The following is a 25,544-nucleotide window of genomic DNA, read 5'->3' on the forward strand; positions in this document are numbered from 1 at the left end:
ATGCTCCTCCTAATTATTAATACTCCAGTGTCTCCATATACTTCATGTATTTGACAACCATAAGTGCGATCTTAAATGTGATTGCATCCTCGAACACACGAAGATCCAGTCCTGTACTCTTCTGAAGTTTATCCAGGCGGTATACCAGAGTATTTCTGTGAATATACAATTGTCTGGATGTCTCGGAAACGTTCAGGCTGTTCTCAAAAAACTTGTTGATTGTCGTAAGAGTTTCCTCATCAAACTCATCCGGAGATTTCCCCTCAAAAATTTCACGGATAAACATCTTGCAGAGCGGAATTGGCAGCTGATAGATCAGTCGTCCGATTCCCAGAGCACTGTAAGCAATCACTTCCTTCTCATCGAAGAAAATCTTTCCCACATCCAAAGCCAGCTTGGCTTCTTTATAAGATTTTGAAACTTCTTTGATGTCATTCACGATCGTCCCATACGCTATGCGGACATTCTCTTCCCCTTCTGACTTGAGAAGATCCAGAATCTCATGCGCTGTCTTGTCCATTTCCGGATAACCGTCATTTGCTCCCAATTCTTTGACAACGATAATGTTTTTTTCATCTACAGCTGTGATAAAATCCCGGCTCTTTCCACCCAGAACAGAACGAAGACTGTCGAGCGCACTGATATCTCTTTCGTGAGAAGTCTCAACTATAAAGATAACACGTTTCACCTCAGTGTCAATATGTAATTTTTTGGCGCGGTTATAAATATCGACCAGAAGAAGGTTATCTAACAACAGATTTTTAATAAAATTATCCTTGTCAAACCGCTCCTTATATGCAACCAGCAGGTTCTGAATCTGGAAAGCAGCAATCTTCCCAACCATATAGACATCTTCACTGCCACCATTGGCAATCAAAATGTATTCAAGCTGATGCTCATCATAAATCTTAAAAAACTGGAAACCTTGTATTACCTGACTTTCCGCAGGAGATTCCACAAAAGAAAGCACTGCGTTTCCATAGTCACCTGGTTCTGTAAAAGTTGTGGCAAGAGTCTTGCCGTCTGTATCCATCACTCCCAAATCTATTCTCGTAATTGCTTTTAAACCTTCAATTGTGTTTTGCAATATCTGATTTGATATCATACTTTCTTCTCCTCCAATTATACATTTTACACAACAGCGTTCCCCCGAAAACATGGAAATGCATATATACTTATACTATACTTTAATACAAATCAACAAAAAAATAAAGAGGAAATCACATTTTTTTATGCATTTCCTCAGTTATTTTTTTATAAATATTTATTTTTCAAGTTGGAAATTGTTACTAACTTTTTTCTTGTCCTTTTCCACTTCACGTTTCAGGATCTTACGTATCAAGAATTCTCTGAACCGCACTCTCCATGTTTCTTTCTGTGTCATAATTCCAGACTCTGTTCCGATTCCCAGCCAGAGCCGAGTATTGAGCAGGTTCTTACACCGCCGGATGAACTCCTCCTGTTTCGGAGAAACCATGCTGGACAACACACAGTCCACCTCCGCACCGTTAATCTGATTTGTAATCAGATCATCTGCACTCTCATCTTCCGGCACACATGCCGTTCCGGCAATCTGAATCCCCGTATATTCACTTTGTAAAAATTGCTCAAGCTTCTGTGTCTCTTCCGGCAAATCTGTCAGTAAAAAAACGCGCGAACGATTTTTATGAAAATAATGGAACACCAGCTTCATAAACACCTGATTATGCGCTTCCTGAAGCTTTTTCTTTTCCGTCACTTCTGCCGCTTCCAGAATCGATTCATCTCCTGCAATCACCAGATCAAGCTGCTCGATATCTTCTTTCAGGCCTTCTGTCTGAGCAGCCTTCATAAGGATATCCACTGTCAAGATTTCAACCGTATTTACAGGTTCTGTGTGCATATATTCCGTGACTGCCTTCATCGCGTCTTTTGCTGTATAATCATCCAACTGCACATTTAACACGTTCATTTTTCCATCCATAAAACTCACCTGTTTTCAAGTTTTCAGTCAAGCGATTATATCAAACCCACTGCATTTTTTCAACCAAAGTAGCAAAATATTCACAGTTATTTCTAATTATTCATATTTCTTAACAATATTGTAAACTTACTCCCCTTCTTTTTTCTTTTTCGACATCAATCCTCCGATTCTACCGGTCTCCTTCGCAGACAGCGATCTCCATCCGTCTTCCAGAACTTTATCCAGAAGTCCTAGTTCTTCGGCAATTTCGTATTTAATCTTTTCTTCTGTCTCCATCCGTTCAATATCTTCACGACATATCTTTTTTTGCTTCTTACCAGCCATCATGATCTCTCCTTTTCATGGAGTATTTCCTTACTTTATCAGATTTATTCTGTCTTTTCACACAAAAATGCTTTATAATAACATTATATCTGATAAGAAATGAGGTCCCACATATGCTGTCACAACAGGAATACTATATACTGACCTTCGAAACCAATGCTGATGTCATGTATGCAGAGAAACAAATCCAAGAACATTTTGCGATTACGATCATGCCAGTGCCCGGAGAATTTCACAGTGGCTGCGGTCTTGCAATTCGTTTTCTGGATCCGGACGAAACCTCCATTCTCACTTTTTGTCGCACGCTCCCCCTGCATGGAACGTTATATAAAATGCAGACGAGACGCGAAAATGGCAGAAGACCCTTCGAGAAGCTTCTCTCGTTCTGACAGGTCTTCTGCCATAAAACCATTCCGCTATTCTATGATTCTTTACGGCTGTTCCGGAATAATCACTGCTGCTATAAAATATACCAGAAGTCCGGTTCCGCAACTCATACATGCAAGAAGTGCACCTCCAAGCCGGATCAACGTCGGATCAATATTAAAATATTCCGCTATACCTCCGCATACCCCACAGATCATTCTGTTCTCTCTTGACTTGTATAATTTTTTTTGTTCCATTTTTCTTTCTCCTTTCCTTACAATTTTTCCCTTACAGGCCAATGTTTATCGTACAAATGTTATTGATACATCTCCGGCGCCACAGACGATCTCAACCGTTTTGCTGCTTCCATTGTCAATCTCCCTGGCAACTGCCAGTCCACCGTATTCCTGATCGGCAATCTCAATTTCTCCAGCTCCGCATTTCAAAGAGTAGTTAAAGTCCTTTTCATTTCCGCAAAGATCAAGATCCATTTCTCCAGCCCCGCATTTCAGATCAACATCTCCGTTACATGTTCCTTCCACTTCTAGATCTCCGGCGCCCACTTCTGCCACAAGATTATCTACATCAGCGTTTCGAATATCGCAGTCCGCCGCTCCGATCTTCAATTCCATTTTTTTCGCATAAAGCCCATCTGCCATTACATTTGCCGCACCCGCATGCAATGTGATGTTTTCCATTCTTACCGATGCCGGAACTTCTATATAAAGTATTCCAAACCCATGATTCTTGTTCTTGATTTTACAAACATCCCAGATCTGATTTCCTTTTTCCATATAAATTTTTAATTTACTGCCGCTTGTCTGCATTCTGATACTGACTCCCGTGTCTCCAAAAGTAAGTTTCGATGTATCGACTCGCAGCTTTTCATCTGTTCCCTGAACAAGTTCCACATCACAACCACCAAGAATCATCTCAAGCTCTGTGATATCATCATATTCCATCGCTGCTTCCGGATTCAGATATTCATTTTCCAGCGGATCATCATCCCATTCCATATCATCGTCTCCAAACAGCACAATTCCATTCGGATATTCTTTCCGTAAATCATGGATACGGAATCCAAGCACCAAAGCCGCTCCGCAGAATATCAATCCCATCACTACAATCGTCGCAATAACGATCCAGAATATTTTCCATCCTCTTTTCATTAGCAGGCCCCTCCCTTCTTTCTTAGAAATGGTTTTCTGCAAAGTTCTACAAACCAACGGAATACCGGTGGGACGATTTTTGCACAGATCCAGCCAATCAATGCTGTCAGCATAATGCCTAATGCAAGTACCAACAGTCCGGCGCCAATCAATGCCAAAGCCACCGGTGCCGAATGAAAGATCTGCGTAAATCCCACTGCTGCAATCCCGATTCCAGAAACGGAAACCGCAACCCCAGATACAAGGACTGCTGCAACCACTGCCACGATCGCAATCAGAATTCCAAGGATCGCCGCAAGGATTCCGACCACCGCCGGTATCACGAACGGTGCTCCGATCAGAACGATTAAAACGATAAGGATAATCTTCAGTGTCTTACTCGTCCAGGGTTTTTTCTCCCTATAATCACTTTCGCTCATTCTACGTCCCGTGCTTCGGTATCCTTCTCTTTTCGCCGGAGAATCATTCTTTTCAAATCGGGTATCTGTATATCCGGTTTCCCTGTATTCACTATGAAATTCGTTCTGTCCGCCAAGACCTGCTTTGATCGTCTCGGCTACCTTCCTCGGACTTTCCAATTCTTTGATAATGTCAGCTTCATTCTCTGCGCCTGCATCATCAAAATAATCATTATAATACTGCAATGCCTCTTCTCTTTCCTCCACGGACAAGTCCCAAAGCAATGCACGCAGCTCATTCATAAATTCTACGCGTGTCATAAGTTCACTCCTCCCTCGAACATATCAGTAATCTTCTGCGAGTATTTCTTCCACTCTGCCCGGTAAAGCTGAAGCTGCGCCATTCCCTTATCCGTCACTTTATAATAGCGTCGATTTCTTCCGTCAAACTGCATATCATATACTTCCAGGCATTCATCCTTCTGTAGTCTCCTCAATACCGGATACAGTGTCGATTCCGATACTTCCAGGGCTTTCCTTACATCCTGGGTTATCTTATATCCGTACGTTCCCTGCTGTTCTTTGGAAACTACTGCCAATACAATGGCATCCAGAAGAGCCGCTCCGGTGTTAAATACCATGCTCTCACTCCTTTTTCTATTTTAGAATCTGCAATATTATTCGATCCCTTATATTATTTTTATACTTATATTATATACCGTATAATATTGTTTGTCAATACATTATTATTTCAAAAATAAAAAAGCACTCTCACCCTGTTTTCTTCGGTAAAAATGCTTTTTTCATCGTCCAATTCGATTTTTATTTCATAACGCAATACAGAATAATCACCTGTACAACCAGAATCCCCGGTACTCCTAGTTTAAATTTTAAATGTCGCGTTTTATGTCGGAATACCTGCATTCCAGCCAACGCTCCGATTGATCCTCCGATCACCGCAAGGAAAAGTAGCGTTCTTTCCGGAACTCTCCATTGCTTTCTGATTGCCTTTCTCTTATCGATTCCATACACGCAGAATGTCAGCATATTGATCACGATCAGATATATCACTATTTCTTTCCAAATCATTTTTCCAGTCTACCTTCCTGATCTACCAGCAGAATTTCTTCACCAAGCGTAAAGGAATAAATCACTTCTTCTTTTACATTTTTTAATGTCATTTGTTCCAGTGCTCTGGCATAAAGCCGAAGCTGCTCCTGATATTTTTCCACCAGTTCTCTTCCAAATTTCACCTGATCCGTCTTATAATCAAGCACCACAAGTCCATCATCTTCTTCCAGATACACATCGATAATTCCCTGAATCAGCACCAGTTCCCCAGAAGCAGTGTCCGGATAAAGTTCTTTGGCATCAATCCCGAATACAAAAGGCTGCTCTCGATGAAGTCTGCCGCATCCTGCCGCTTTTTTCATTCTTTTTCCCATATCAGTATCCAGAAAATGCAAAATATCATCCGGCCGGATACATGCGGCCATCTCATTCGTCAGAAATCCCTGCTGCCGGAAATAATCGATTTCTTTTCGGAGCACTTCTTCATCGTACTCCTTCGTAAAATCCAGAAGTTCCAGCAATTTATGATAGGTACTTCCCCGGGATGCCCCTGTCAGTTCCTCTTTTTCCTGTAAAAACTCAGGGATCAACGGCACCACATCTTCCTCTTCCACCAGCATCTCTCCGTTTTCTTCTTCCCCCAAAAGATATGCACGTTTTTTCAATTCAGAAACAGTAAATTTCATTTTAAGCTGTTCTTCACCCTCATATGGATACTGATAAGTGAACTGTTCGGCAATTCTGGCTGCAAACGCCTCATCGTGGCTCGCAAACGGGCTGCCTTCATTTGTGACTTCCTGCAGCATCAATGATGCATCCAGTTGTTCTTCCAGGCTCCTTTCCGCCTCCATAGCAGTAAGATCTGAAGGTGATATCACCTGGACCTGCACAGAATCCGATTCATGCAGTCTCAGGGTTGCCGGAATTACCCAGTCCAGATAAGTCTTTGCTCCGATCAGTCTGGTGAATTCCAGCGTGTCTTGTCCTTCTTCCAAAAATGTATCGAGTATCTCCAGTTTCTTTTGGGCTCCCGGAATGACTCCTGTCATAATCAGCTTTTCTTTTGCCCTTGTCATCGCAACATAAAGGACTCTCAGTTCCTCTCCCAGATTCTCCAGTCCGGTTTCCATCTGAATCACTTTTTTCAAAATTGCCGGAGACTTCGTACGTCTCGTCAAATCAACCGCATCGATCCCGATTCCCAGATCGGGATGAATCACAACGCTTCCCCGGATATCCTGAGTATTGAATCGCTTTCCCATGCCTACAACAATAACGACAGGAAATTCCAGACCCTTGCTTTTATGAATACTCATGATACGCACCGCATCCGTCTGTGCATCGTAAATGCCCGCCTCGCCATAGTCCACTTCATATTTCTGAAGCTGTTCAATGTATCGGACAAAATGAAATAATCCTTTATAACTGGTAGCCTCAAACGTCTTTGCCCTTACAAGAAGCATCTCCAGGTTCGCCAGCCTCTGTTCTCCGCCCGGCATGGCAGATATATATCCCCTATATCCGGTTTCCGTCATGATCTGCCAGAGCAGATCATGAATCGAGGTATATGGGATACGACTCCGCATATCCTCGATCTGTTTCAAGACTCTTCGAAGTTTCGCACCAGTCTCTCCTTCTATATTTGCCACCATCCGTACGGAGTCATAAAACGGCTGTTCCGGAAACATAACACGAATTTCCGCCATTTCTTCATTGCTTAGGCCGCCAAATGGAGATTTTAGGACCGCCGCAAGAGGCAGCTCCTGCCTGAAATTATCCAGAACGCGGAGGTAATCCAGCATCCACCCAATCTCCAGCGTTTGAAAGTACCCTTCCTTCGACTCTGTATACGCGGGAATACCTTCCTGACTTAAAACTCGCGCAAATACATCTGCCCATCCGCTGATACTTCTCGAGAGAATTACGATATCGCGGTATTCCACCTTACGGAATGTTTGGGCATCCTTATCCCAGATTTTCTGACTGTCCATCAACAAATGAATCCGTTCAGCCACCGCCTTCGCTTCCATTTCCCGCGCTGTCTGCACAGATTTTTTCTGTCGCGTTCCTTCAATTTGTCCTTCTTCTTCCTCCTGCGTGTCAATCAGTAATAGTTCCGCCTCATTGCCCGGACAATCCGGGTAGTCCGCTCCTACATAAAGGGCCGCGTGATCGTCATATTCAATTTTCCCCAGATTTTTCGTCATAATCTGACGAAAAATTCCATTGACAGGTTCCAGCACCTCCGCTCTGCTTCGAAAGTTCTTATGCAGATCAATTCGACGGCAATCTCCGTCCTCTGTACTGTAATGTTCAAACTTTTCCATAAAAAGTTCCGGTCTGGAGAGTCGGAATCGATAGATACTCTGCTTTACATCCCCCACCATGAAAAGGTTATTTTCTCCTTTGCTTACTCTGGAAACACTGGTCAGTATCGCTTCCTGAAGAAAGTTACTGTCTTGATATTCATCGATCATAACTTCCTCAAACTGTTCCTGATATTCCAGGGCAGTCTCCGAAGGAACCAGATACCCATTTTCCTTTCTGGTCAGAATTTTGAGTGCAAACTGCTCCATATCCCGAAAATCAATCAGATTCTTTTCCGCCTTCTTTTCCGCAAATGCCCTTTCAAATTCTTTCACCAGATTCACAAGTACAGTCACAACAGGTAAACACATCGCGAGGTCCTCTTTCATCCCCTCCGGGCTCTGGAAAAAATAGCCTTCTCGCAGATTCTCGATCAGTTTCTTCCACGTCTCTCTCAGCTCTTTAACCTGACCGGTAAGCTCCGGATCCACTTCTTTGTCACGATTCGGTGCAAGACGTGCCCAACTTCCTTTCTCCGGGAACACTCGCCACATCTTCTCATAAGTGTCCGCCGCAAAAAGAGGTTTCAGTATCTGTTCATCCTCATCGATCGTTTTTTCATACATATACGGGCCGGAAGGCTCATTACAAAGCATTCTCGCCTTTTCCATATACGCGCGAATGTCTCCCAGACAGTTTTGAATATAGGCAAATCCCCTTTTCATAAATTCCGAGTCTTCTTCCATCCCTGACTGATAGGCCGCCACACACTGATCCAGCCAGGCATCCGGGTCCGGATAACTCCCTGAAAAATGATACAACTGTTCAATAATCTCTTCCAGTTTCGTGTCTTCCCGTCCAGTTGCAAATGTCTCTACAAATTGGAGAAACAATTCATCTTCTTCGGCAAAATGTGCTTCCAGCATTTCTTTTAAGACATCCTGCCTCAAAAGGCGCAATTCTCCGTCTTCCGCCACCCTGAATCCCGGGTCCAGATCGATCACATGAAAATACTCTCGGATCACAGACATACAAAAACTGTGGATCGTTGTGATCCTGGCAGTATGTATCAGATCAAGCTGATGCTTTAAATGTTCATCCTGTGGATTTTCTTCCACTGCTTTTCCGATTGCCGCCGCAATACGTTCTTTCATTTCCGCTGCTGCAGCATCAGTGTAAGTCACGATCAGCATCCGGTCAATATCAAGCGGAGGAGTCTCTTTCGTCAGACGGCTAATGATACGTTCTACCAGAACCGCTGTTTTTCCGGAACCGGCCGCCGCCGAAACCAGGATATTCCGGTTTCTCAAGTCAATAACCTGCTGTTGCTCCTTCGTCCACGTCACGCCCATCTATCGTTCCCCCTTTCCGGATATTTTATGCAACACTTCTTCTCTGGTATATACAGGAAGATTCCGATACTCATATCCCTGAATCTGGTCATCAAATCCGCAGATCTCCCTATATATGCAATAATCGCACCCTGTCTGTTTTCCCATCTCGTAAGGCGCCGCTTCTGCATTTCCACTCAACATCTTTTCCCGCAGATCATTCCGTTTCTTTGCCGCATAATCCAGTATCTCTCTGAATTCTTCATCATTCACGGTCTTGGATGTTTTGGACAATCCATTCTTCGTTCGCGATACTGGAATCACGCTGGATCCCGCCGTAAAATCCTGATCCAGCTTCTGAATCACTGCCTCATCTGCATTGACCAGTCCATCCAGACGCAATTCTTTCATGATTGCCTCTTCCAGTTTCTCCTGATCGATCTGCTTCTCCACCACCGGATCTTTAATCCGATAATAGAAGATTCCTGCAGGTACAACCCTTTTTCCCGGATGTTTTCTCTCTTCCAGCTTCAATGCTTCCTCCATATATACAACAAGCTGCAGTTGGAGTCCATGGTAAAACGCTGCCATATCAAAAGTTTTTGTTCCGGTCTTGTAGTCGAGAATTTTCACGTAAACAGAATCCTCCGTCTCACAGGTGTCGATCCGGTCTATTTTTCCGCTGCCAAATCGCACCTCATACCCTTCCGGCCGAAACTGTCCCTTTTCCAATTGTCTGGTCATCGCCCACACCGTCCGGCGCATCATCCGTTTGATACGTGGAATCATATAAGCATTACGCGCAGAACTATAAAGGACCGTATTACTGTAATCCACAATACTCTCGTCCACGCTTTCCTCGATCAGTTTTCGACTATCCGCTTCAGATATTTCCGTCCACCCTTCCTGTTCTTTCTCCAGTTTAAGAGCATACTTCTCCATTGCTGAATGAAATATATTTCCGAAATCCAGCGCTGCAAAGCGGTATTCCTCTCTCTCCTTAAGCCGGAGCCCGTAAGCTATAAAATGTGCACAGGCACAAGCAACGAATTTCTCCATTCTGGATACACTCGGATCCCAGGGCCCATAGAGCTTTTCAGCCGTCTCTTTCGCCAGTGAATCTTCCCGTTTCCGATACCTGCTCGCATTTACCAGCCTTTCCACATCCTTTTTCCATCTCTCATCTTTCAAATACCAGCGATATAGCTCCTGCCATATTCCATCTTTTTGCCGCTGGGGCTTTCTCAATCCTTCAATCAGATAATCGATTCCTAGCTCCGGCACCAGTTCCAGCACTTCCGGTCCATACTGATCCATATCATAAATCGGTACTTCCGGAAAAATCTTCTTAAGCTCCCCGATCAGATAAGAAGGACGCAGACTTTTTCCTTCTGCCGAAACTTTGCTGAAACTGACAGTCAGTTCTTCCGTAGGTTTCGTCATATGAAGATAAAGATAAAACTTCTGAATACAGGTTTTTTCTTTCGTTCCCGGTGTCAGAGTGATTCCGGCATTCTCGAACCGCTCCCTGTCATGCTCGGTGATCAGTCCCTTCGTAGGCATAATCCCCGGCACCAGATTATCATTCGCTCCCAGGAAAATCAGAGCCTTGATATTCTTCAAACGCGTTCTCTCAACATCACCCGCCATTACTTCGTCCAGACTTGGAGGAATCACTCCCACTCTCGCCTCCTCGAGCCCGGCATCCAGAAGTTCTGAATATTCCTTGAGTGAAATATATTCATCTCCAAGAAGTCCAACAAACTTATCAAAGAGCTCCATGACAGCCCGGTAAATCTGCGAATATTCCTTTGCCAGTGCCAGCTCCCCCGCCTCCGCAAACTGGTTCTCCTGAACCTTTATCTTCTGCTGCATTTCCTCCTGTACCAGAAATTCATAGAGTGCGGTCGTCACATCCTTCACCGTTTTTTTACGCTGCTTCAGCACAAACATCAGTCCGTCCATCTTTTCCACCAGACGCACCCGCAAATGATTCAGTGTCTCCAGGTCTTCTTCTGTCGTCTGCGCACTGCGTCTGATCCATTTTTCCTGCCATTTCTTATACCCACGGATTCCAAGTGCAAGGACATAGTTTTCCATCAGATCCACTTCACCTGATGTAAATCCTGCAAGTCCGGTTCTCAAAAACCTAAATACACTCTCGTAGGAAAAATTCTGTTCTGCAATTCCAAGAAGACTCCGCACATATTCCACGAAAGAATTCAGAAGTACATTTCTCTTATAATCCAGGAATACCGGAATATGATATCTTGCAAAGTTCTTTTCGATTTCGTCAGCATAAACATTCATATCACTGGCAATCACGGCAATATCTCTATACCGATAGCCCTTCTTCCGCACAAGAAAGCGAATCCTCTGAGCCGCACACATAACTTCATCTGCCGGATTATGCGCCAGATACAAGCGGACACGATCCGTTTTTTTCTGATACTTCTCTTGAGCATGCCGAAACACTTCTGATTCCAGATGTGCAAGCGCAGGATTACAGCGGAAACGATAAACCGGCCTGCTATAAAGACAGACCGACTCTTCCACCAAAACCTCTTTTTCCTGTGCCAGTTCTATGAGTGATTTCACCATCTGCTTACTTAATGAGAAAAGCTGATACTTGTCCTTTAACACATAAGGATTCTCACGCTCATCCATAGTAACCGTCACGCAGACTTTGCTGCAATATGTCAGCATTTCACTCAGGACCTTATTCTGTACCGGTGTAAATCCGGTAAATCCGTCCAGGGCGATCACGCTGTCTTTCAATATCCGTGATTTTCCCATCACCCGGCTGAGCACATCCAGAATTTCTTCCTTCGTAATATATTGATCAGCCAGATACTGTTCAAATGCCGAATAAACCGTTTGAATATCCTTTAGTTTCAGCAAAAGGCTCATATTGTCACCTGCCGCATCGAATAAAGGCCCCATTCCTTCCGGCTGGATATTATATTGTGTCAGTTCTGAAATAACCGATTTTACCTCACTGGTATAACCCGGTTTTTTCAGGTTAGCTTTGATAACTTTTAATGACGGTTCCAGCTTTCCGGCTATCTTTCTCAGAATCAGATTCTTTCCTTCGTCATCCAGTACTTTACGCCCACTTTCCCCTGTTTCTTCCATCACGCGAAATGCAAGACGAGCAAAACTAAGCACATCAATATTCATAATCCCATGTCTTGGATGACGCATGACCAGCTCCTTTTGTGTCTGCATCGTAAACTGTTCCGGAACCAGTACAATATAATTTTTATCCGGGAACCGTATTGATTCCCGGATAATATATTCATACAAATAATGAGATTTTCCGGATCCGGAATTTCCAAAAATAAACTGAAGAGACATGATCACAAACTCCTTCCATAGATCTCCTTCGGGACGTAAGCCCGGATATAAATTCCTTCTTCCGTATAGTGTTCTTCCAGAAGCTCTCCATATTTTCTAATCATCTGTACGCGGGAGCTTTCCTGATAAGGATACATTCTTTCTATTAGAATTTTCTGTTCCCGCAGCTGCTGTTCAATCGCACAGAGAAGCTCTGGAATCCCTTCTCCGGTCTTTGCCGAAATCTGCACGGTTCTGTCTGCCTGAAAATCGCGCAGCAATGCGTTCTCCCCACGTCGGTCCATCTTATTAAATACTGCAATGACAGGTTTATTCATGACTTCCAACTTACGCAGTGTCTCATATACCACATACATCTGCTCGTCCATCTGCGGGTTGGAGGAATCTACCACATGGAGAATCAGGTCCGCATACTTTGCCTCCTCCAGAGTACTCCGGAACGCTTCAATCAGGTGATGCGGAAGCTTCCTGATAAATCCGACCGTATCCGTCACCAACATCTCCTGGCCGCTCGGCAGCTTCAAATTTCTTGTTGTAGGATCCAGCGTTGCAAAAAGCTGATCCTCTTCCAATACCTTTGCATCCGTCAGCGTATTAAGCAATGTGGATTTTCCCGCATTCGTATATCCTACGATGGCAGCCACCTGCATATGATTTCTGCTGCGCTGTTCTCTGGTAAGATCTCTATGTCTTTTGACATCCTTAAGTTCTCTGTTGAGAAGGGCAATCCGGTTCTTAATCAGCCTTCGATCCATCTCCAATTTCTTTTCTCCCGGTCCTCTTGTGCCAATTCCTCCTCCCAAACGGGACAATGCCTTGCCGGCGCCGGTAAGCTGAGTCTGCCTGTAACGGAGCTGAGCCAGCTCCACCTGGATCTTCCCTTCACTGGTCGATGCTCTCCCGGCAAAGATATCCAGGATGATGAGTGTCCGATCCATTACCTTTGTATCCAAAAGTTCTGTCAGATTCGCTGTCTGTGCAGGGGACAATTCATCATCACAAACAATGCCGTCCGCATCTGTTTCCCACAAAAGTTCTTTGATTTCCTCAATTTTCCCCTTACCAACATAAGTGGCGGGATGAATCATCTCCCGCCTCTGAATGACCCTGCCGACGACCACACCTCCTGCCGTATCGACCAGATCGCAAAGCTCATCCAATGACTGTTCGGTATCATCGTTCGCACTGCTTGCGACTCCCACCAGAATGAGCTTTTCTTTTTCATCTTTTATCTCATAGATTGCCATACATTCTATTCCTCTCTACTTGGGACCTGCGTATTCAAAAACTCTTTTTCTTTCAGCGCACGTTCATCATCCGGATACAGACTGAGATAAACTTCCAGCTTTTCTTTTGCTTTCTGATAATCCCCCACCTGCTCATAAGCCGCAATCAGATTAAATGACATTTCTTTCAAAAGCTCCTGACCCGCATCCGGAAACTCCTGCCCATTTTCAAAATAATAGACTGCCTTTTCCGGTTTATCCGTCATCAATGCACAGATTCCCAACATATTATAAATGGTTGCTGTTTCCTCCGAACCGTTTTGAAGTGCATTTCCAAACGCCTTTTCTGCCTTTTCGTAATCTTCTTCTTTCCAGTAGCAGATTCCCAGCCCCCTCCATGCTTCTCCCAGGTCTTTTCCTTTATCAACTGACTCCTGGAATTTTTCCGCTGCCTCTGTATAATTTCCTTCTTCAAGCAGCTCTGTCCCTTCTTTTACAATGGAAGTACAGCCAGAAGTTGCCAACATCACAGCCAGAAGCAGCATCACCAAACTATATTTGCTTTTGTTCCATTTCTTCATACTGTTTCTCATTCTAATCTACCCTTCTATATTAAGATTATTCCATCGGATATTTTGAAATTAAAAGTGCATTCAAAAGTCCCACAAACATAACTGCCAAATCCACAATCAAAATTGTTCTAAGTGTAGCAAGCTTAAGTCCTGCAAGTATCAGCGCCACAATCTTCACAAACATTGCCAGTCTGATATTCCCCTTTACAACACGGCAGGTTTCTCTTGAAAGGCCGATCACGCCGGCCAGTCTGGAGAGGTCATCCTCAAGAAGTACGATATCCGCAGCCTCAATCGCGGCATCACATCCGAGTGCTCCCATTGCCACACCGACATCTGCTTTTTTCAGCACAATCGCATCGTTCATTCCGTCTCCAACAAAAACCACTTTCTCATTTTCTTCTTTCAATCCCTGAAAATGCTCCAACTGTTCCAGCTTATCCTTCGGAAGAAGTCCCGCATAGGCATAATCAATATTCAATTTCCGAGCGACATGAAGCGCCGCCGACCGCCGATCACCCGTCAGCATTACAGTCAATGCATGAACCTTCTTCTGAAGCCACTCGATCAGATCATATGCTTCTTCTTTGATTGTATCTTCCGCCACAATATATCCGGCATATCTATCATCCACAACTACATGTAAAACAGTTCCTCCACTTTCTACCTGCTCATATTCAGCACCATGCTTTTTCGCCATCCTACGATTCCCGATATGTACTCTTTTTCCTTCTACGGTTGCACTGACCCCGAGTCCCGCCGTCTCCTTGATCCATTGCACCTGCTTTTTATCAATCGGATGCCCATAGGCTCTTTGGAGGGATTTGGCAATCGGATGATTGGAATAACTTTCCGCATAAGCTGCATATTTCAGAAGCTCGTCTGTTGTGATCTCCGTTGGATGCACTTCCGTCACTTCAAACACGCCTTCAGTAAGCGTACCGGTCTTGTCAAAAATAAACACATCCGCTTCCGTGAGATATTCCAAAAACCTTCCACCCTTAATGATTACACCGTGCTTCGCCGCCGCCGAAATTCCTCCCAGAAAAGCAATGGGCTCTGAGATCAGAAGGCCGCACGGGCATGCGGCAATCAGGAACAAAAAGGCACGGTAGATCCATTCATGCCACTGCCCCCATGAAAACGTAAGGGGAGGAACAACTGCAACCGCAACGGCAAGCATTATAACAGCCGGAATATATTTCCACATAAACCGCCCCGTCATTGTCGTATTTTCTGTATCTTCCCCGCCTGCGTCATCCACCATCTGACGGATCCGTGATAAGGTCGACTCCTGATAAGTCCGGATCACTCTGATTTCGATCACACCGGTAAGATTAATGCTTCCCCCGTATACTCTGTCCCCTTCCCGGGCTGTCTGCGGAATCATCTCCCCCGTCAGCATCCGCGAATCCACCGTCGTTTCTCCGGTTGTCACGACCCCGTCCACAGGGATACGTTCTCCGGGTTTTACCACCACCGTATCTCGAATTTTCAAAAGCTCCGGTGCCACCTTGTATTCTTTTCCACGTACTTTTTTCACCGCCACAGTAGGCTGCATATCCATCAGCTTACTGATTACATTTCTAGAATACTTCATAAGCATATCTTCCATTATTCCGGCAAATGCAAACAGCATCATGATCAGATTGCCTTCCGTATATCTTCCAATTCCGACTGCTCCCGCAGATGCCATCACGATCAGAATATTCTCATTAAAGTACTGCTTTTTTTCTATGTTTCTTATAACGTGCCGGAACACTGTATATCCCAGCAAAATGTAGGATATAAGAAAGAAGGGGAATACCATATTCCCCACGATCATTTCCTTCTCCCGGAGCACGATATTTCCCCAAAATGCAAGTAGACCCGCTCCAAATACGATCCACTGTCTTTTTATCTCTTTGGTCATAACCCTCAAACCCCTTTATCCATACATCGACAGCATTCTCTATTCCATGATATGTTCCATCCCCTGATTCATAATCGTCTGGATATGTCCATCCGCCAAAGAATAGAACACTGTCTTTCCTTCCCTGCGGTTCTTGACCAGCTTCATCTGCTTCAGGATCCTGAGCTGATGGGAAATAGCCGACTGCGTCATTCCCAGCACTTCCGCCAGATCGCATACACACATTTCCGATTGAAACAAAACGCTCAGAATTCTGAGCCGGGTCGTGTCTGCAAATACTTTGAAAAAATCCGCAAGCTCCTTCAGCCTATCCTCATCGAGGATATTTTCCTCGGCCTTCTTCACCAGTTCTTCATGTATCTGAAAAATGTCACAGCATTCCACTTCCGTTTTTTTCATACAATCCCCTTCCCTTCGTACAGACAAAAAATTGCTTTATCTGTTTCTATCCACTACAGTTCATCGATCTGCCAGTCAATCGGCATAAGGCCGTTTGCTTCCAGAAACTGATTCGTCTGACTGAACGGCTTACTTCCGAAAAATCCCCTGTAGGCAGATAATGGACTTGGATGCGGTGCTTCCAGAATCAAATGCTTTGGATTGTTCAGCATCCTCTTCTTAAGCTGTGCCGGTCTTCCCCATAAAATAAACACAATCGGTCTGTCCTGGGTGTTTAATACCTGAATCGCCGCATCCGTAAATTCTTCCCATCCGATTCCACGGTGAGAGTTCGCCTGATGCGCCCGCACCGTCAGAACTGTGTTCAGAAGCAAAACTCCCTGCTTCGCCCATTTGGTCAGATTCCCGTGGCTGGGGATCCGACATCCCAGATCATCATGCAGTTCCTGATAAATATTCACCAGTGAAGGCGGAATCTCCACATCCGGTTTTACCGAAAAGCAAAGTCCGTGTGCCTGCCCGTCTCCATGATACGGATCCTGTCCCAGTATCACAACCTTCACATCCTTAAGTGGTGTCAGATGAAATGCATTGAAAATATCATCTGCCGGAGGATAGATACGATGAGTCCGGTATTCCTGATTCACCGTTTCAAACAATTTCTTATAATATGGTTTTCTGAACTCCCCTTTCAGAGCATCCAGCCAGTCATTATTCAACGCAGCCATTTTCTATTATCCCTCTTTTTCTCTATAAGCGTACCGAAATACCTCTCTCTCTCAGGTATTCCTTCACCTCACGGATCTCCAGTTCTTTGTAATGGAAAAGTGATGCTGCCAAAGCTGCATCCGCTTTACCCTTTTCACTTAACGCGTCATAGAAATGTTCCAGTGTCCCTGCTCCTCCCGAAGCAATTACCGGTATGGAGACATTTTCCGCGATTGTCCGTGTAAGCTCCAGATCATATCCCGCCTTGGTACCATCGCAGTCCATACTGGTCAGGAGAATCTCTCCTGCTCCCAGTTTTTCCGCTTTCATGGCCCACTCAACCGCATCGATTCCCATATCGATACGTCCGCCGTTTTTGTAAATATTCCATCCGCCATCCTCACGGCGCTTTGCATCAATTGCAACTACCACACACTGGCTTCCGAACTTCTCTGCCGCTTCGCTGATCAGTTCCGGTCTCATGATCGCTGCGGAATTTACAGAGATCTTGTCCGCTCCTTCCCTGAGAAGCGCTCTGAAATCATCCACCGTACGGATTCCGCCGCCTACCGTAAAAGGAATAAACACATTTTCAGCCACTTTACGCACCATATCAACCACGGTGTTTCTGGCATCCGAAGATGCGGTGATATCCAGAAATACCAGTTCGTCTGCTCCGGCTTTATCATAAGCTTTTGCAATCTCTACCGGATCTCCTGCATCTTTTAAATCTACAAAATTAACGCCCTTTACCACCCGACCATTATTTACATCCAGGCATGGAATGATTCTTTTCGTAAACATACTGCTGTCCTCCTATAATGCCACAAAATTTTCCAGAATCCGAAGTCCCGTATCACTGCTTTTTTCCGGGTGGAACTGGCAGGCGAATACATTCCCCTGCTCTACAGATGCATGAATCAGCGTGCTGTATTCCGTTGTCGCTTTTACGATGCTTTCATCCTCTGCTTTCAGATAATAAGAGTGTACAAAATATACATAAGGATCTTCTTCCAGACCTTGAAATAATCGTCCATTATTCTGAAGTTTCAGAGAATTCCATCCCATATGAGGAATCTTCAGTCCTTCCTGTTCCGGAATACGAAGAATCTCTCCCTTCAGCACGCCAAGTCCTTCCACACCGGGCGTTTCATCGCTGCGTTCAAATAAAAGCTGGAGTCCCAGGCAGATTCCAAGCAGTGGTATCTGTCTCTTTACAACTTCATGTATCACCTTGTCCAACCCATATTTTCTAAGATTGTGCATGGCATCACCAAATGCTCCCACTCCCGGAAGAATTACTTTATCCGCCTTCAGAATCGTCTCTCTGTCACGGGTAATCACCGGCTCTTCTCCCAACAAAATCAATGCCTTCTCTACACTCTTGATATTTCCTGCATCATAATCAATAATCGCTATCATTTGTCTGCCCTCGCTGTCTTCATTTGTAACTTGCATCATGTGATTATTATAGACGTTTTTCTCTATAGGGGCAAGAGTTTTCAATTACTTTACATCCAGCTCAAACCAGAATTCCACTCCATTATCATAATTTTTCTCACCATACGCCTGGTGCAGAGATTCCATAATTGCCTTGACGATAGAAAGCCCGATACCATTTCCTCCATATTCTCTTGTTCGCGCCTTATCCACTTTGTAAAACTTCTCCCAGATATGTTCCACGTCTTCTTCCGGAATCGGATTGCCTGTGTTAAACACACTGATATGTGCCTTTTCATTTATTTCTACGATTTTAATCTCGATAACCTTTTCGCCTTCCGCATGATTCAGTGCATTATTCACATAATTTCGCAGCACCTGCTCCACCTTGAATTCATCTGCCCATACATATACCGGATTTTCCTGTCTGAAAATAACGTGTACTTCCTTCTGGGTGATCATAATATCCAGGCTCTGCAGTACCCCACGAATCAGATCCGTAAGATTAAACCGTTCAAACTGCACATCATTATCTCCAAATTCAAGCTGATTCAGTGTCAGAAGGTTCTTCACCATCTGATTCATCTTTCCGGCTTCATCCATAATCACATCACAGTAGAATTCCCTGCTCTCCGGATCATCGCTGACTCCCTCTTTTAAGCCTTCCGCATATCCTTGAATCAGCGCGATCGGCGTCTTCAGTTCATGGGAAACATTCCCAAGGAATTCCGTTCTCATACGTTCGAGCTTCTCTTTCTGCTCAATATCCATCTGCAATTCATTATTCGCCTTCTTCAGATCGGAAATCGCCTGTTCCAGTTTTTCAGACATCTGATTAAAACTCTGACCCAGAATACCGATTTCATTGCTTCCCCCACTTGTATACTTGGCCTCAAAATCCAGATCCGCCATTTTCTGAGAAAGAGCAGCCAGCTCCATCAGAGGTTCTGAAAGTTTTTTCGAAAAATACCATGCAGCAAACAGGCTCAGTAAGATAACAATGCCCCCTACCATTCCGATAAACTGATTAAAGATTCTCACCGCCGACCGAATACTGTCAAGCGGGCTTCTCAGCAAGAATACGGAGCCGTTCTCAAACTCTCCCCACATCTCAATGTACTCTGTACTGTTCTGCATATCCATTGATCTGCTGATAACATACTCATCCGTTTTTTTCAGAATCTCCTGATTGTTCTTATTAAACAGATATCCCATAAGCTGGTTCTTCATCACCGTTTCCAGATTCCTGGCATTCGTATAAATATAAGAAGCTTCCGGATTGATCACAACAACAGCAATATTGTTCTTTTCCGTCAATTTACTCAGCTCACTTCCCGGAGTTTCTTCCATCAATGTCCCGCTTATAACACCATTTTTCAAAAGAGAATAGGTTCTGACAAATTCCGACTGCTTCTCAGCAATATAGTATTTTTCCAGGAACCCCCCGTTCACCGCCATAAATACCAGCATCATAACGACAACAATACCGACGAATACCATCATCATCTGCTGCTTAATCGAATGTTTCATTATGCCACCTCAAACTTGTATCCCATACCCCAGATCGTCTTAATGTAATCCCCTTTATCCCCAAGTTTGCTCCTCAGTTTTTTTACATGGGTATCAATTGTACGGGCATCGCCGAAATAATCATAATTCCACACATTATTTAAAATTTTTTCCCTTGAAAGTGCAATTCCCTGGTTCTCCACAAAATACGTGAGTAATTCAAATTCCTTGAAACTTAACTCTACCGGCTTTCCATCGATTTTCACCATATGCGCGGTCTTATCAATCTCAATTCCACCGGCCGAGATCGTCTCTTCCGCCGCAAGCGCATTCGTTCTGCGCAGAATCGCTTCCACTCTGGCAACCAGGATCTTTGGGCTGAAAGGTTTGGATATATATTCATCCACTCCAAGCTCAAATCCCTGAAGCTCATCCCGTTCATCCCCCCGCGCTGTCAGCATGATGATCGGCACCTTCGATTCCTTGCGGATCTCCCTGCATGTCTGCCATCCGTCCATCTTCGGCATCATAACATCCAGAATAATAAGCGCAATATTCTTGTCCTCATAGAACCGGTCCATTGCTTCCAGACCATCGCCTGCCTCGATCACCTCAAATCCTTCTCTTTGCAGGAAATCTTTGACCAGTTTCCGCATCCTGCTCTCGTCGTCCACTACCAGAATTTTTAATTTATCCATAAAAATGCTCCTCTCACTTTGGTATCTTCTTTATTTTCCCATTGTAACACGAAAATGTGTTGCATATGTGAATTAATTTTCGATATCATTCTCATAAAAAGTAAGAAAACCACCAGTCGTTTTTGATACGACTGGTGGTTTTCTATATTATTTCTTTTCTCCGGCAAAGATAAATCCCATAAATCTGATAAATGTATATACTACCAGGACAACGGCGATAATAGTTTCAATCAGCACCAGATACTTGAGTGCCGGTATCGGCTGTCCCATATTAGCCAGACAGGCCATCGTCTGCTTCGTAGCAATCGCACTGATTACGAACGGGAATGTAAATGCAGCATAGCTTGGATAGAATTTTAATTTCAGATATCCGATTGCTTTTACAAGCGCAAAAATATAAATCACTGTCGCTACAACTAACATCGCAAGAAGGAACCCTCTTGACTTAGGTGTCACAGACTGTACATAACCTGCGATGCAGAGGCTTGTAGGCGCTGCGTAAATACAGATCAGCGGCTGTGCCGGTTCCGGTACTTCCGGACACTTCACATAACGGATCGTCACAAGTACCAGCAGAATAATCAGCGTTACGAATCCGAACCAGAACGCTGCCGTTCCGATTCCAAGCTGTTCATATGCCGGTGCCGTAACTGCCGCAACAGCAATTCCCACATATACAATGTAATAACTTGCAAATACCTTTGGAAGCTGAAGTTTTAAAACAAACTTCACTGTAAAATAGACAATCAGCACAATATGTAATGCAATGGCAAAGAACCAGATATACATAGCTGCCGCTCCGATATAAGGTTTCACATAAGTGCTAAGCAGCATAAGCGCCATCGGAAATGTTCCCGCAACACTCGCCATAATCGGATTCTTCATATCCTCTTTGATCATCTGAGGAAACAGAAGCAGTTTTGCAAATATCAGAATCAGCAAAAATGCTGCCACGATACCGCATACAGAACGGATTCCCTCACCATAGCTTTGTAATAAATTTCCCAGTGCCGCAAATCCCAGCATAACCCCACAAAGAGGTACCGGAACTTTTTTAATCATATCTTTCATGTCACTCTCATCCTTTCTGTCAAAAAAAACTGTTTTCAATTTGTGAACTTCCGGGCAGATACACCGCCGGAAGTTCACATATTCTTCTAGATTTCAGCGAGTGTTCTTCTTGGTGCCGGTTCATCAATCTCATCCAGATTCTTGATACCAAGCTCGCGACAGACAATCTGAGCAACTTTCCATGCACACAGTCCTGTGAAGAAAATACACTGTTCTTTGTGTTCGCCTTTCCCTTTGTCAAACTCCTTCGTCAAGACTCTGCAGCATATTGCATTTTTCTGGTTTGCAACCTTGAACCAGTCATGTAGTTCTTTGGTCAGCTCCATACATTTCACGCTCTTTGGATTTGTCGGGCCATCCTGCTCTGTACGTCCGAAGAACATTCCAAGTGCCATGATACCTCCGTTAAATGCTCCGCATACACATCCTGATTTTCCGGCTCCAACTGCCATACCGGAAGCCATTGCGATAACCTCTTCGGGAACATCCAGCTTGAATTCGTCACGAATCGCACTGATCAGTGCTTCACAGCAATAGTATCCACCTTTGAATTTTTTCTCCGCTACCTGCTGCACCGCTCTCGGGCTGATTTCTGTTACACCAATTTTCATTTTTGTTTCCTCCTTCGTGTATCAATTACCTGAAGGATATTTTATCATATTGCATTTTTATACACTAATTTATAATTTTGATAAATATATTTGCGTTTTCTATAAGTTAAAATTTTCAAGAGAAAACCATCTGAAATCCTGTCAATTTTTGTGAATTATGTAGGATTTTCTAATTCAAGTCAACGTTTCGTTCCGCCCTTTCAACTATCTATTGATATCCCCTTCCCGGATTCTGTCCATCCATTCCTTCACATGTTTCTGGAAAATGTCAACACCGTTTCCAACCGTTTCATTCTTCCGCGTCAGCATACAGATCTTCCATTCATAGTCTCCGTCAGCAAACGGAATCAGTACCATGTTATCGTGCCCCATATCATCGGAAACAAAATCAACCGTAACAGAAATGCCCTTGTTTTCTCTGACCATTTTGTGGCATAAACTGAATCCGCTTGTTTCAAACATGATGTTCGGCTCAAATCCGGCTTCACGGCACTTATTCACGATCAGATCGTGAATCTTAAACTCTCTGCTTTCTATATAAAGAGGCTCTCCTCTTAAATCCTGTATCGTAACCGTTTCTTTTCTGCTGAGCGGATGGTTTTCATTCACCAAAAGTTTTACCGGAAAAGCGGAAAGCTCTGATACATCATATTTTTCTTCATCACAGGGTGCCAGCGAAAAGGCAACATTCCCTTCCCCGGCAAGAAACCATCGTTCCACCTGCTTATCAGGGCATTCTCTGCTGTGGAACTCAATCTCAGGATACTTCTTCTTGAAATCCAAAATGCACTCCGGAGTAACCAGACGCACGATACCAAATGCGGAAAGCAGATCCACCACCCCATGTTCTTTTTGTTTGATCCGAAGGAGTTCATTTCTCATATCAAAGTACTCTTTCATTGCCTTTTTTGCATACTCAAGGAAATGTCTGCCTGCTTCCGACAATTCCATCCCGTTTCCCGTACGCAGAAACAGCTCACAGTCACATTCATTTTCCAGATTTTTGATGACTTTGCTTATTCCCTGCGGGGTCATATACAATAATTTGGACGCCTTCGTGAGGTGTTTCGTCTCAGCCACCGTAATAAACACATTGAAATCTTTGACATTCATCGATTATCATCTCCTGAAAATTTTATAAAATTATTATAATCCAACAATTGATTTATTTTCGTCCGGTGCTATAATATGATTTAATGAAATTTATAAGCAGCACGGAAGCATAGCTCAGCCGGGATGAGCGTTCGCCTCACACGCGAGAGGTCACGGGTTCGAGCCCCGTTGCTTCCACTTTGGGGTATTAGCGCAGTTGGGAGCGCGTTACATTCGCATTGTAAAGGCCACGGGTTCGAATCCCGTATACTCCATTTCATAAAGGAGTACCGCAAAGTCATTGTTTTTTTGCGATACTCCTTTTGTTTCTATAGATATTATACTGGGATACTCTTTTCTTGTAAAGAATCTGCAAATATATCCCAAGTAAAGTTTTCATCCCCCCTTGACATCACCCCGGCATCCCATTTATAATAACATATGCGTTGGAGCTTTCCGACCTCTGCATATTCATTTATAGTAAGAACATGCAGACAGATAAACCAGGGCTTGTACTGGTTTCGACGGGGGTTTGGAAGTTGGAGAAGCCATCCGCGGGACGGGACCGCGCAGTAAACCGTATTTAAAATTAAACGCAAACGATAATTACGCGTTAGCTGCCTAGTTTGCAGCAGTCGGCCTTAGGTCGCTCATCGCTTAAGTAACCGGCTTCGACCAGATGAGGCACTTCGTTCTCAAAGCTTTGAGGGAATGGAAGATTTTATGAAGCTACTGAATTCGGCAGCCTGTCATTAGGCGTCCGAAGGAGGGAATGTCAAAGTAATGACTGTGATGGGAGATGCTCTGATGGATGAGCTTTCGGACAGGGGTTCGATTCCCCTCAGGTCCATATGAGAAGAGCCTTGAAAATGCTGAATTTTCAAGGCTTTTTTGTATATTCTAAAACGATTCTTTTATCTCCGTGCGGCGAAGCATTCTTTCCACGCATTCCTATAATTCATGATAATACGGACAAATATCTTCATATCTTCCGTCTTTCATGCGGAATCCCTTCGGGATCGTCCCGAGCTGAACGAATCCCAGCCGTTCGTAAAGATGCCTTGCATGCACATTTGTCGCTACGACTGCATTAAACTGCAGGACACCGAATCCATGCTTCTTCCCCTGTTCCAGACAATCAAGAACCAGTTTTTCTCCGATGTGAAGTCCTCTGCTCTCAGAACGGACCGCATAACTCGCATTACAGATATGTCCGCATCTTCCCACATTATTCGGGTGGAGAATATACAGCCCCATAATTCGTTCCGTTTCTGTATCGACCGCTACACCGCAGTAACTCTGGCTGTCAAAAAATACTTTTCCCGACGCCTGATTCAGACATTCCTCCTGTGGAAATGCAATTCCTTCTTCTACAACTTCATTCCAGATCTCGACCATCTGATCCAGGTCTTCCGGTACATATTCTCTTATTTCAATATCATGGTTCATCTGTCCGTTCCTCTTTCCCATCCTTTGCATACATCAATCCATTCTGTATAAGAAGAATAACGTTCCAGTTCTTCAATCGTAAGTTCAATCGCGCTGTTACTGCTTCCACATGCCGGAAATACTGTCTCAAACCGTTTCAGAGATTCGTCCAGATAAACGGTAACTCCTTCATTCACCGCAAATGGGCAGACGCCGCCGACAGCATGTCCCACCAGTTGTTCCGCCTCTTCTGGCGTAAGCATTTTTGCTTTCTTCGCAAACTTTTCTTTGTATTTATGATTATCAATCTTCGCATCCCCGGCTGCTACGATCAGAATCGGAAAATCATTTGCCATAAAAGACAGTGTTTTTGCAATTCTGCACGGCTCGCACCCCACCGCTTCTGCCGCAAGCTCCACCGTTGCACTCGATACCGGAAATTCCAGTATCCTGTCCTCCATACCATATGCTTTGAAATACTCTTTTACTTTGTCGATTGCCATATTCCTATGCCTCCTGTTGATGTAAAAAACCGTTATACCGGGTCTTCCCCTTAGTATAACGGTTTTCATATCGAATTACAATATCGAAC

General features: G+C 44.1%; 25 protein-coding genes, 2 tRNA genes and 1 other RNA gene. 4 read left to right on the forward strand and 24 right to left on the reverse strand.

Going from position 1 to position 25,544, the window contains the following annotated elements; translation table 11 throughout:
- Positions 1–16: 16 nt before the first annotated feature.
- The 3 genes from ACTNA4_RS04505 to ACTNA4_RS04515 all read right to left on the reverse strand — a co-directional run bounded on the left by ACTNA4_RS04505 (position 17) and on the right by ACTNA4_RS04515 (position 2,287).
- A complete protein-coding gene (locus tag ACTNA4_RS04505) occupies positions 17–1,105 on the reverse strand; it encodes a PucR family transcriptional regulator (RefSeq protein ID WP_427806242.1) in 1,089 nt (362 codons plus the stop codon).
- A 159-nt stretch (positions 1,106–1,264) separates the two neighbouring features.
- A complete protein-coding gene (locus ACTNA4_RS04510) occupies positions 1,265–1,963 on the reverse strand; it encodes a WecB/TagA/CpsF family glycosyltransferase (protein WP_427806241.1) in 699 nt (232 codons plus the stop codon).
- A 126-nt stretch (positions 1,964–2,089) separates the two neighbouring features.
- Positions 2,090–2,287, reverse strand: a complete 198-nt coding sequence (locus ACTNA4_RS04515; RefSeq protein ID WP_427806240.1) for a small, acid-soluble spore protein, alpha/beta type — start codon at positions 2,285–2,287, stop codon at positions 2,090–2,092.
- Between the two features lie 113 nt (positions 2,288–2,400).
- Between ACTNA4_RS04515 and ACTNA4_RS04520 the strand changes: the two genes are divergently transcribed.
- Positions 2,401–2,676 carry a DUF3343 domain-containing protein gene (locus ACTNA4_RS04520; RefSeq protein ID WP_441028723.1) on the forward strand — a complete coding sequence of 92 codons (276 nt, stop codon included), beginning with the start codon at positions 2,401–2,403 and terminating at the stop codon, positions 2,674–2,676.
- Positions 2,677–2,718: 42 nt separating this feature from the next.
- Here ACTNA4_RS04520 and ACTNA4_RS04525 read toward each other — a convergent pair whose 3' ends face one another.
- The 19 genes from ACTNA4_RS04525 to ACTNA4_RS04615 all read right to left on the reverse strand — a co-directional run bounded on the left by ACTNA4_RS04525 (position 2,719) and on the right by ACTNA4_RS04615 (position 23,545).
- Entirely contained in the window at positions 2,719–2,910 is a 192-nt protein-coding gene (locus ACTNA4_RS04525; RefSeq protein ID WP_427806238.1) for a PspC domain-containing protein, read from the reverse strand.
- A 45-nt stretch (positions 2,911–2,955) separates the two neighbouring features.
- A complete protein-coding gene (locus ACTNA4_RS04530; RefSeq protein WP_441028725.1) occupies positions 2,956–3,822 on the reverse strand; it encodes a DUF4097 family beta strand repeat-containing protein in 867 nt (288 codons plus the stop codon).
- The gene (locus ACTNA4_RS04535; RefSeq protein WP_427818855.1) at positions 3,822–4,541 is read right to left on the reverse strand and encodes a DUF1700 domain-containing protein; all 720 of its coding nucleotides are present in this window, start codon (positions 4,539–4,541) and stop codon (positions 3,822–3,824) included. The genes ACTNA4_RS04530 and ACTNA4_RS04535 overlap by 1 nt, the downstream gene beginning before the upstream one ends.
- On the reverse strand, positions 4,538–4,861 hold the full coding sequence (locus ACTNA4_RS04540; protein ID WP_427806235.1) for a PadR family transcriptional regulator: 324 nt from the start codon (positions 4,859–4,861) through the stop codon (positions 4,538–4,540). The genes ACTNA4_RS04535 and ACTNA4_RS04540 overlap by 4 nt, the downstream gene beginning before the upstream one ends.
- A 181-nt stretch (positions 4,862–5,042) precedes the next feature.
- Positions 5,043–5,309, reverse strand: a complete 267-nt coding sequence (locus ACTNA4_RS04545) for a DUF1294 domain-containing protein (protein WP_427806234.1) — start codon at positions 5,307–5,309, stop codon at positions 5,043–5,045.
- On the reverse strand, positions 5,306–8,950 hold the full coding sequence (gene addA, locus ACTNA4_RS04550) for a helicase-exonuclease AddAB subunit AddA (RefSeq protein WP_441028727.1): 3,645 nt from the start codon (positions 8,948–8,950) through the stop codon (positions 5,306–5,308). Before addA ends, ACTNA4_RS04545 begins: the two co-directional genes overlap by 4 nt.
- Entirely contained in the window at positions 8,951–12,286 is a 3,336-nt protein-coding gene (gene addB, locus ACTNA4_RS04555; protein WP_441028729.1) for a helicase-exonuclease AddAB subunit AddB, read from the reverse strand.
- Between the two features lie 2 nt (positions 12,287–12,288).
- Complete coding sequence (gene hflX, locus ACTNA4_RS04560; protein WP_441028731.1) at positions 12,289–13,533, reverse strand: GTPase HflX; 1,245 nt, start codon at positions 13,531–13,533, stop codon at positions 12,289–12,291.
- Positions 13,534–13,538: 5 nt separating this feature from the next.
- On the reverse strand, positions 13,539–14,093 hold the full coding sequence (locus ACTNA4_RS04565; protein WP_441028733.1) for a tetratricopeptide repeat protein: 555 nt from the start codon (positions 14,091–14,093) through the stop codon (positions 13,539–13,541).
- A 37-nt stretch (positions 14,094–14,130) separates the two neighbouring features.
- Positions 14,131–15,996, reverse strand: coding sequence for a heavy metal translocating P-type ATPase (locus tag ACTNA4_RS04570; RefSeq protein ID WP_441028735.1), 1,866 nt, complete (start codon positions 15,994–15,996; stop codon positions 14,131–14,133).
- A 39-nt stretch (positions 15,997–16,035) separates the two neighbouring features.
- Complete coding sequence (locus ACTNA4_RS04575) at positions 16,036–16,395, reverse strand: ArsR/SmtB family transcription factor (protein WP_427806228.1); 360 nt, start codon at positions 16,393–16,395, stop codon at positions 16,036–16,038.
- A 53-nt stretch (positions 16,396–16,448) separates the two neighbouring features.
- Entirely contained in the window at positions 16,449–17,123 is a 675-nt protein-coding gene (locus ACTNA4_RS04580; RefSeq protein WP_441018603.1) for a uracil-DNA glycosylase, read from the reverse strand.
- A gap of 22 nt (positions 17,124–17,145) precedes the next feature.
- On the reverse strand, positions 17,146–17,907 hold the full coding sequence (gene hisF / locus ACTNA4_RS04585; protein ID WP_427818850.1) for an imidazole glycerol phosphate synthase subunit HisF: 762 nt from the start codon (positions 17,905–17,907) through the stop codon (positions 17,146–17,148).
- 12 nt (positions 17,908–17,919) lie between these two features.
- Positions 17,920–18,525, reverse strand: a complete 606-nt coding sequence (hisH, locus tag ACTNA4_RS04590) for an imidazole glycerol phosphate synthase subunit HisH (protein ID WP_427818849.1) — start codon at positions 18,523–18,525, stop codon at positions 17,920–17,922.
- 84 nt (positions 18,526–18,609) lie between these two features.
- Complete coding sequence (locus tag ACTNA4_RS04595) at positions 18,610–20,073, reverse strand: ATP-binding protein (RefSeq protein ID WP_441028737.1); 1,464 nt, start codon at positions 20,071–20,073, stop codon at positions 18,610–18,612.
- Entirely contained in the window at positions 20,073–20,750 is a 678-nt protein-coding gene (locus ACTNA4_RS04600; protein WP_427806224.1) for a response regulator transcription factor, read from the reverse strand. Before ACTNA4_RS04600 ends, ACTNA4_RS04595 begins: the two co-directional genes overlap by 1 nt.
- 147 nt (positions 20,751–20,897) lie before the next feature.
- Positions 20,898–21,821, reverse strand: a complete 924-nt coding sequence (locus tag ACTNA4_RS04605; protein ID WP_427818847.1) for a TDT family transporter — start codon at positions 21,819–21,821, stop codon at positions 20,898–20,900.
- Between the two features lie 86 nt (positions 21,822–21,907).
- Positions 21,908–22,432, reverse strand: coding sequence for a C-GCAxxG-C-C family protein (locus ACTNA4_RS04610; protein WP_427806222.1), 525 nt, complete (start codon positions 22,430–22,432; stop codon positions 21,908–21,910).
- Positions 22,433–22,636: 204 nt separating this feature from the next.
- The gene (locus tag ACTNA4_RS04615) at positions 22,637–23,545 is read right to left on the reverse strand and encodes a LysR family transcriptional regulator (protein WP_427806221.1); all 909 of its coding nucleotides are present in this window, start codon (positions 23,543–23,545) and stop codon (positions 22,637–22,639) included.
- A gap of 103 nt (positions 23,546–23,648) precedes the next feature.
- On the opposite strand from ACTNA4_RS04615, the gene ACTNA4_RS04620 reads away from it, so the two are divergent.
- From ACTNA4_RS04620 to ssrA, 3 genes are all read left to right on the forward strand, one after another.
- A tRNA-Val gene (locus ACTNA4_RS04620) sits at positions 23,649–23,722 on the forward strand.
- Positions 23,723–23,726: 4 nt separating this feature from the next.
- A tRNA-Ala gene (locus ACTNA4_RS04625) sits at positions 23,727–23,799 on the forward strand.
- A gap of 231 nt (positions 23,800–24,030) precedes the next feature.
- Positions 24,031–24,377: a transfer-messenger RNA gene (gene ssrA, locus ACTNA4_RS04630) on the forward strand.
- A gap of 98 nt (positions 24,378–24,475) precedes the next feature.
- Here ssrA and ACTNA4_RS04635 read toward each other — a convergent pair.
- Both ACTNA4_RS04635 and ACTNA4_RS04640 read right to left on the reverse strand, forming a co-directional pair.
- Positions 24,476–24,973, reverse strand: coding sequence for an N-acetyltransferase family protein (locus tag ACTNA4_RS04635; RefSeq protein WP_441028739.1), 498 nt, complete (start codon positions 24,971–24,973; stop codon positions 24,476–24,478).
- Positions 24,970–25,455 (reverse strand): YbaK/EbsC family protein, encoded by a 486-nt coding sequence (locus tag ACTNA4_RS04640; protein ID WP_427806219.1) that lies wholly within the window; start codon positions 25,453–25,455, stop codon positions 24,970–24,972. The genes ACTNA4_RS04635 and ACTNA4_RS04640 overlap by 4 nt, the downstream gene beginning before the upstream one ends.
- Between the last annotated feature and the right edge of the window lie 89 nt (positions 25,456–25,544).

Origin of the sequence: Bariatricus sp. HCP28S3_A7, assembly GCF_052066375.1 — a bacterium.
GTDB lineage: Bacteria > Bacillota > Clostridia > Lachnospirales > Lachnospiraceae > Allocoprococcus.